The 9,201-nt window shown below is 42.5% G+C and carries 6 protein-coding genes; 1 reads left to right on the top strand and 5 read right to left on the bottom strand.

All coding sequences use genetic code 11. The annotated features are described in order from the left end of the window. Positions 1-111 precede the first annotated feature (111 nt). The 5 genes from J3L18_RS02970 to J3L18_RS02950 form a co-directional block, all read right to left on the bottom strand. Positions 112-1,737, bottom strand: coding sequence for an MBL fold metallo-hydrolase (locus J3L18_RS02970; protein WP_129570581.1), 1,626 nt, complete (start codon positions 1,735-1,737; stop codon positions 112-114). Positions 1,738-1,744: 7 nt separating this feature from the next. Further along, positions 1,745-2,452 (bottom strand): thioesterase II family protein, encoded by a 708-nt coding sequence (locus J3L18_RS02965; RefSeq protein WP_129570582.1) that lies wholly within the window; start codon positions 2,450-2,452, stop codon positions 1,745-1,747. Positions 2,453-2,461: 9 nt separating this feature from the next. Continuing rightward, positions 2,462-4,105, bottom strand: coding sequence for an ATP-binding cassette domain-containing protein (locus J3L18_RS02960; protein ID WP_129570583.1), 1,644 nt, complete (start codon positions 4,103-4,105; stop codon positions 2,462-2,464). Between the two features lie 105 nt (positions 4,106-4,210). Then, positions 4,211-4,711: a transcription termination/antitermination protein NusG gene (gene nusG, locus J3L18_RS02955; RefSeq protein WP_129570584.1), complete on the bottom strand. Its 501-nt coding sequence runs from the start codon at positions 4,709-4,711 to the stop codon at positions 4,211-4,213. Positions 4,712-5,469: 758 nt separating this feature from the next. After that, complete coding sequence (locus J3L18_RS02950) at positions 5,470-6,375, bottom strand: glycosyltransferase family 10 domain-containing protein (RefSeq protein ID WP_129570585.1); 906 nt, start codon at positions 6,373-6,375, stop codon at positions 5,470-5,472. Positions 6,376-6,731: 356 nt separating this feature from the next. On the opposite strand from J3L18_RS02950, the gene J3L18_RS02945 reads away from it, so the two are divergent. After that, on the top strand, positions 6,732-9,197 hold the full coding sequence (locus J3L18_RS02945) for a TonB-dependent receptor (RefSeq protein WP_129570586.1): 2,466 nt from the start codon (positions 6,732-6,734) through the stop codon (positions 9,195-9,197). Positions 9,198-9,201 lie beyond the last annotated feature (4 nt).

Below are 9,201 nucleotides of genomic sequence, written 5' to 3'. Positions count from 1 at the left end.
TAAAATCCGTCAATCAGCTATTAACGGTGCCCGGGGCGAATTGAAAGAATAAAAATCGTTATGATGTGTGACCGGCAGTAGACCTATCTGCCGGTCACACGGGCAATGCAGTTATTCATGCCCGGCGATACCGACTAAATCGGTCTGGTAAAGAAGTTCCTTCTCGCCGTAAAGCCTTTCGGCGATCAGCCCTTTTGTTCTGCACCATTCTACCAGTTTGTCCGATTGAACGATAGGGTTTGATTCGTCAGTGTATTTCACACTGCTGATGAACTCGATCCATGGTTCCTGTCCCATGGCGTAAACATAGACCTCCTCCGGTTGAAATATTTCAACCAGCGCTATACCCTTTTCACAATCAGACCCGGCCAGTCTTCTGCTGCCGTCCTGGTCTCTTGGCAGTTTCTTAGTCATTAACGGACCATAAAGCCAGGATAAAGGAGCTCCATCACATTCCATTCCTAAAAACATCACATCGACATTACCGATTACCCGTTGAATATGCTGATATAGGGCCGATTCTACAATTCTCGAATCGGCGAGAAAAAGCAACCTGAATCCACTGATCTCTACCAGGAAACAGGATTTGGTAAGAATATTCAAATCACTGTGTTCTCCAATAAATGGCAGCCCCATGATCATCGCCTTATCGAACCTGATACTCTCCATTTCATTAATAGCAGTTACATTATTGAAACCCAGGCTATTGAACATTATTTTCAAATCCGGATCTTCAAGTTTACCGCTGCCCTGGCGTGGTACGATGATATTCCTGATTTTATGCCTCAGCGGGAGCAACGTTTCAAAAAGGATATGATCCTGGTGATTGTGTGTAATCAATACGTAATCGATCACTTCAGGAATATCTTCGAAGGTAAAGCGATCAACCTCAGATTGATAGCCATAGTAACTGATAAGGGGGTCTACCAGGATACATACATCCTTGGTCTCAACCATTACACAGGCATGTCCAAAATACCGCATTCTGATTTTGTCGCCTTCATACTTCTTATAAGGCAAAGGCGCATCCTCAGTGAAAAAAGTCTGAAATAAAGGAAGTTGAATATCGCTGATTTGCAAAATAGAACTTATATAGCCGAGACTTTGAGGGACATTTTTCATTTTTGCCAATTCATCTATCCCCGGGTGATTGAAAGGGATGCTCAAATGAAGAACATCTGCCTCATCCAGGCGCGGAGTGCTCAAACAAAAAGGCCTGTGATCATTATTCGTAATCCAAAGCGCGATGCTCTGGCTGGCCTCGTTATAAAATTTACTTTTATATAATAACGATTCGAAAAACCTGAAATCGGGATTATTATTCCGATCATAAAACAATTCCACATATCCGCGGAGAATTGCCGGTACTTTAGGATACAAGTCTTCCATCCCGAACCCCTTGGCTTCCGTACTCAACAACTTATCGAGTTGCTTTACCGCTTTGCAGAAAGCTATAATATCCTGCTGGTTTGTCATGGTGCTCTCCAATAGCTTTTGAACATCTTCCCGCCTTTTTTCAGGAATATCCATAAAAGGACCTCCCTTCATTTTGGGATTCGATACAGCCTGGGCATGAATATCCGGGTCCATGATAAAGGACTCCATAATCGTCATATGCCTTTCAACGATGTTCATGGCTGCCGTCGCAGGTGAGATCAAATGGCTCCAGGCATACCATCTATCCACTAAAGGCTCTATTACAACATTTGATTTCAGGTATAACATGTTCTCTTTCATAATTATTTTATATTTTTTTTAATAGCTCCTTGCTGATGACCTGCCATATCTGTGCTTGTTTTTTCAGGATAAAAAAATGATCGCCATCCATTTGTATAAAACGGACAGGTTGAATTGTTTCCAGTTGCCAAAGGCCGATTTCCTTCAATTCGATATCTTCTTCAGCTCCGGTTATAACAGTAAGTGGTATATTTAAAGGGGGGGCGCACAGATGTTCGTAGGTTTCACAAGCTGTAAAATCAGCGCGAAGGATCGGTTCATAAAAATCCAGGAGGTCCTCATCGTGTAAAATCTCTGCAGGGCTGCCGTGGAGGTTTATTATTTCGCGTATGAACTCTTTTTTTTCGAGTAGATGTCGTTTTTTATTCCTTTTCTGTGATGCCGGTCCGGCACATCCGGAGACGAACGCGTGGCTCGGGAGCATTAAATTTCGTTCGAGAGCCATTTTCTGCAAGGCCGAAACAGCGACCAGCCCCCCCATGCTGTGACCGTATAATGCGTAAACCATTCCGGTTCCCATTTTTTTTATTTGATCAAAAACGTCGGCCGCCAGTTGATTGATGTCCGTTAAAAACGTTTCCCTGATCCGTTCGCCCCTCCCGGGGTATTCTAATGTAATCGGATCTATCCAGGGAGGGCACGAAGCCAAAAATGACCTGTAGGAATATTTATTACCCCCGGCAAAGGGCAGGCAGAATAGTTTGATTTTGTTCATGATAGCTGTTTAGTTAATCAAGACAGATTGGTTTGAATAGACGTCACTTACAATCTTTCCAAACTCGAATTTCACCAGCCTGTCCGCTTGTCCAAAGCAATCGTTGTCGTGTGAAATCAGAATTACAGTTTTACCCCGCCTTTTTAATTCTGCAAGCCATTTTGTGTAGAACAAATTGCGGTTAAGCGTATCCTGCTCAGCAGCCCATTCATCTAAAACAATGATGGGTTTATCTTCCAGCATCGCCATCAGCAATGCTATCCTTTTCTGCTGCCCCTTTGACAACTTCGTGTTGATACTTTTCGAATGATCATCCACTTTGAAAATGTCCTGCACATTGAATAAATCTTTGAATTCTTTGATTTCGTTTTTATCAAAATCATGATTATCATAATTCTCTTTAAACAGATAATGGTCCGTGTATATCACTGCCATCTGATTGCTAAAAGACCTGAAATCGTCCCAGCTTATTCGCTGTTCATTAAGAAAAATACTCCCACTTTCCGGTTTACATAGACCAGTTAGAAAGTTGATAAATGTCGTTTTGCCACTTCCGTTTCCCCCAACCAAAAAGAGTGCTTCATTGGAAGTTATCGTCAGGTCGTCTAATTTGATACAAAATCCCTCAGCTCCATTTTGGCCATAACGGTAGACAATATTCTCAAATCTGATCGATTTGAAATTTACGAATTCAGCAGCCGGCTTCACGGGGTTTACTGCATCGACTGCGAGAAGGTCATTAATTTCCTCTATGCGCTCTACTGAAATTTTCAATCTTGTAAAAAACGGGATGACATTAATAAGGCCGGATATTGGTCCCATTAAAAATAGTATGGTCGTCACAAAGGTTGCCATTTGAGTCAGATTAAATTTGAAGATCAAAGGCAGCACAAATATGATCAGGCCCAGGATAAAATACCAGCTGAATATCCCGGACAACTGATTAATGATATAATTTCTGGAAGTTTTAACCCTGAGGTTTTTGGATACCGTTCTGTTAGGAAGAATATATTGCTCAAAAAGAATATTGTTGCGGGCATCCGATATTCGTATTTGCTTAAAGCCATCGATAAGCTCCCTTAAAAATGAATAATAAGTATCCTGCTGATCCCTTACCCTGTTTAAGTCCGCTAGTATACCTTTATTTCTGTATACGAACACAACAAATAAAACGGCGACGAAAGTGAGTATTGACACCCCTCCAAGCCCGGACACCCAGATCAGGTAGGTCAGCGAACATACAATAGAAATAGAAGTGTTTAAAAACACAATCAATATTTCGGGAAGCCGGCCCAAAACTTCCGCATCCCCGATAACCGCGTAAATGCGCTCCCGTCCCATTCTTAAAAAAGAATCATATGAAGCATTTCTCACTTTTTCTACAATGGACAATTCCAGGTCATAAATGATATCATTAGTCAGGATATTCATCTGATTTTGAAAGAAAACATTGCTTGCAAAAGAAAGCGTAATCAGGCCCAGGAAGATCGGAAAGCTGAGATCACCAATCAGGCTGTTATAATTGTGTGTTAATGCTATATTGATCAAAAATAAAATTCCGAAATTGGTCAAAGTGCTGGTAACGCTTAATACTGCTAAAAAGGCGAAGAACCACCGGGATTTAGACTTAAGCAATCGAATGATAATGAACATATTTATTGACTCTGCGAGTTGATAGGTGTTTAAAAAAATTATGGCGTAGCAATCCCTGTGAGCCGGGCGCTCATCTTCAGAACTAAGTGAAAAGTTTTGATTTTATCATAGCAGGTAAGCAGCAGGCATATCGACTAAAATACATCTGTTCAGTATTTCCATCCTGACAAGAATCTTAGCCTCTCCGGCGTTTTTCACCACCTCACCGCATAAACCAGATAATGGACCTTCATTAACTACGATTCGTTGTCCCGGTTGATAAAAGGCGCTGGTCACTACCGTATTGAGCTGGCTTGAAATAATCACTTTAATCTGATCGATTACCAATTGCGACACCGAGGCATATACTTTACCGAACTTCACGTAACCACAATACCCCGGAGCTGCTGCCAATTCAAAAAAATCCTTTTTATTAGCAGTCCTTACAAAAATATAGGATGGAAATAATACCTCATCGATTATTTTCTTTCGATCACGCCACTGTTTCTCCACTTTGACGCAGGGCAAGAAATATTCAATATTTCTTAAGCTCAACTCGCCAGCTAGTTTCTTTTCATGTTTAGGTTTGGTATAAATCAGATTCCATCCTTGCGTCATTCCGCTCATACTTTTAAGGGCTTGTTTTTCGAAAAAATCATCAATAACTATATTGTCGAAATCGGAAATGCTATCGCAACAGCGGGTAACAACTTATCCGCTTTCTTAAGTATTGTGTGTGGGCAATGCCATCTAAAATTCATTGCATCACTCCAAGCAAAAACATTAAAAAATCAACGATATGAATGTAGCTGAATGATAGGCTATGCGAAAATTTTTTACACGAACATTACTTTTGCATAGATAACTGACATATTAATCTGCATAGCTGACTTTTTTATGGGAAAAAATGGTGATGACATCGTCATCTTCAGCTGCATTTTTTGCGGCTAAGCTGATACTGCGGGTTGCTTCTGATGTTTAAATGAGCAATTCCCGACGCTTTGCCGTGTTGTTAGTAGAGTTATTTGCCTCGCACCCGGGCAGGTCGACATGCTTTGTTGCAGAAAATAAGCCCTCTGTTTTTAATAATTACCGGCACCAGGGCAGTAAGCCTTACTTCCAACAAAAAGAAGGTATAATTAGCGGAAAAGAGATCGAAAATCGGGGCTGACTAAAAAGCTGATTTGCCAGCCGGACTGCCACATGACATACTGTACCATAACTTTACAAATTATAATCGATAATATTTAAAGCGGGGCAAATGATCGAAATAAAATTCTGTCAGTTTTTTTCGCTTTATCTTTTAGTCAACCCCTTGCAACAAGCATAGTTTCATTGTTATTCCTCAGAAATAGAAATGGTGAACAATGGGTACGATGCCGGATTTATTGAAATTTCGTCATCGCAACCTTATCTTCGATTACCTTGCACAATCTTTTGAGCGGGTGCAATTTCACGGCCTCCATCTTGTCGTTAAATTCCTTCCTGAAAGGCTCCGTTTTCCATTTTAGAAATCGGTTATACTCCTCCTCGTTGTTGGCAAGTTCCAATAAGTAATCGGCCGCTGCTTTTACTGTAGCAAATTTGTCTACATTAATAAAGCATTTTTCACCCGGTGCAAAATCTTCGACATTGGACGCTCCAAGGTAAACAGGTACTGATCCGGCGATGAGCGGTTGATATAATTTTTCAGTTACATAATCATGTGCGCGGGCATTTTCAAAAGCCAAAGAGAATTTGTAGCCTGCGATGAGTTCAAGTTTCGAATTTTCCCCGGAATCCTGAGGTATTGTTTTATTTTTCAGCGTTTTTCCATAGGAATCTACGGCTACATAATTCATGAGCTCCTTTAGATATTTATACCGGCCACTTAAGTCAAAACTACTGGAAATGAACGCGTTTATAAAGCCGGTCTTAGGGATCGACGCACGCCGTAGCAATTCCTGGTAATTGGGGTATAGGTAAGGTACTACAATATCTGAATCGAACTTATAGGTTGCCTTTATATCGAATAAACCCAGTATCTCGGGCTCAGACTGCCAGCTATAATGCGCTTCACATTCCATCGACCAAAAAACCCAGAATTGTCCCGCTTTTTTTTTATGTCTGATCAGTTGTATATCCGCTAACGATAAAGTCGGCATGTGAAAAATAACAGCTATTGCCTCATCCATAAACCGTTGTTCTGTTGTCAGCTCGAACCCGTCAACTATCGGAATCGTAAAGTCCCCTTCGTCTTTCATATCCCATGTTTTGTTAAACATCAGAATCTTTTCTTTTTTTTCCTGCATATATTCTTTTTTAACATCGCCCTGTTAATTGCTTGGATATTCCGGAACCGTTGACCAATTCATTCCGAAAAATAGGGCAGGGCATTCCGTTACGCTCTGACCATGCTATCTTCTTCGCTCAGATTGCTAAATTAAAAATTCATTAACACAATTCGTTGCGCTAAAAAGCGCAGAACAATATGGTTAAGCCTGCCGGAATATCTACACAGGTAATACGATGGGTATTTTTTTTGGGCGTCTGATGGATCTTCAACGATGATTTCCAGCCTTTGAAGGTCAGGAAAATAATTTATCAATTCTTTATTTGTAATTAGTCTAAATAAGAATTATGTTTACGGCGTTTAACTCATATCTAAATGAAATCACTTTATTCACATTTTATCCTGCTCATAGCTGCCCTGTTGATTCCTGTGCTATCTTTTGCTCAAAACGCCGGGATGATCAAAGGCAGCGTAAGTACACCTGATAATAAACCAGCCGAGTTCATCAGCATTTCATTACAAGCAAGTCACCGCGGAACGATGACCAACGCCAAAGGGGAATACCAACTTGACAACGTCTCATCCGGCTCTCACCAGCTAACCATTTCCGGTGTGGGCTATCAAACCATTTCTAAAAGCTTCAATATAGTAGCCGGTCAAATACTTGAATTGAATTTTATACTCAATGAAGATAAGCAGCAACTGCAAACGGTGGAGATCACCGGGCGGAAAGAGCGTACCTATAAAACAAAGTCAACTTTTATCGGCAACAAAACACAAACCGACATATTAGATCTGCCGCAGTCAGTTTCTTATGTCAGCAAGGAGTTGATGGCAGACCAGGGTATAGTACGAACAGGCGACGTTGTTAAAAATTTCAGCGGTGTCAGCCAGTTCACTTTCTATGATGACCTGACCATTCGAGGCTTCCGTGTGAACGGTCAAAGCAACACCCAGCTATTCAACGGCATGCGCACCAGTACCGGCTTCTGGAAACAACCGCTTACCAACTATCTGGAGCGGCTGGAAGTTTTGAAAGGCCCGGCTTCCGCGTTATATGGTAATGCAAGCCCCGGTGGTGTTGTCAACAGGGTAACCAAAAAGCCGCTGGACGAAACCCGTAAATCAATCGGCATTTCCTTGGGAAGCTTCGACACCTTTAGGGCACTGGCTGATTTTACAGGTCCTGCTACAAAAGACAGCACCTTGCTTTACCGCCTGAACCTGGGCTATGAAGATGCCAATTCATTTCGGGACCTGCAATTTGATAAAAATGTCGTCGTTGCGCCATCGTTATCTTTCCTTCCGGACCGCAAAACCCGGATCAACTTCGATCTTGTTTACAATTCGTCTCGCAGCAGGCTTGATAGAGGGCAATCAGTGATCGGTGATGATCTGAACTCTACACCGATATCTTTAGCTTTAAGCACGCCCAACGACCGTGAGAACGAGAATACCTATATGGTGTCCTTCTCCTTAAGCCGTCAACTTACCGATAAACTGAGCTTCAGCGCCGCATACCTGAAAACAGGCTATGATGAAGATCTCTATGAGCACCGCAGTGCCAATGCCTATGCTTCGGACGCCAACGGGAAACAGATCAGCAATATGGTCGCCATGCAGATATTTACCCGTAAAAGAAAGCGTTATATCGATAACTTCTCCGGCTTTTTCAATTACAAAGAAAATACCGGCCCCATTGAACATAAATTGGTATTAGGATATGATTTCGGCAGTGAAAAAACGCCGGTGGGTGCATCTCAACTGACAGCGTCGGGTTACCGTAACGCTGCAAATACGGGTTTCATTGCTACCTATAACCCAGCCAATAAACAAAATTACCTGCTCGATAAAAATGGGAACCCTGTGCCGAATGTACCGAGCTTTGATCTGACCAATATCCGCGCATCACAGCAACTGCAGGATGACAGCAAGGCATTTTTCTCGGTTGCATCGATAGCGCCCGCTTATTATTATCTCAATGCAGGTTATGCACAAGATCAACTTCGCTGGAACAGGTTCCAGGTGCTGGTTGGTCTGCGTTATGAGTATTATACCGATTTCAGCAATTACGCTGCCAGGAATGAGGTTAAAACAAACTCACATGCCTGGTTACCGCGCGTTGGCGTGGTCTACAGCATCATCAACAACCTGAATATTTACGGTTCTTACGTAACAGGTTACAACCCGCAGAATGCGGCCACGCTGGCCAATCCCAATGCGGGTGGTCCTTTCAAACCCCTGGAGAGTAATATGCAGGAGATAGGTGCTAAAGGTGATTTCTTGAATGGCCGTTTGGGCTTAACCACGGCTGTTTATCGTATCAAACAGAACAATGTACTTTACCCGGCGAATGTAACCGGCCAGCCGGATTTGCTGAGGCAGGTAGGTGGCGTGATATCCAAAGGAATCGAGTTCGATGTTACCGGACGCATCACGCCCTACTGGAGCGTAATAGCTTCATACGCTTACAACCGCTCATACATTTCGGAAAGCCCGGTGGCAAAAGAAGTAGGCGTACAAAACCCTAATGCGCCACGTAATTTGGCGAACATCTGGACACGTTACAATATTTCTGCCGGGGCATTCAGGGGCGTTGGCTTTGGTGCCGGCACCAATTACGTCGGGAAGCGCAACCTGTCAATCAACCTGACGCAGAGCATACCTGAGTACATGCTGGTGAACGCGGCAGCTTACTACACAGTTGGTAAGGTCCAGTTGCAGCTCAACGCCAATAATGTCACCGGCAAGAAATACTGGGTTGGCGGTTATGATTACATCCGTTTATTCCCGGGTGCGCCGCGCAATTATCTGGCTACGCTTACTTATACTTTTAATTGATCGC

Source organism: Mucilaginibacter gossypii (genome assembly GCF_017569325.2).
Classification (GTDB): Bacteria; Bacteroidota; Bacteroidia; order Sphingobacteriales; family Sphingobacteriaceae; genus Mucilaginibacter; species Mucilaginibacter gossypii.
Note: the sequence above shows the minus strand (reverse complement) of the source record. Positions and strands in the feature narration are given on the sequence as shown.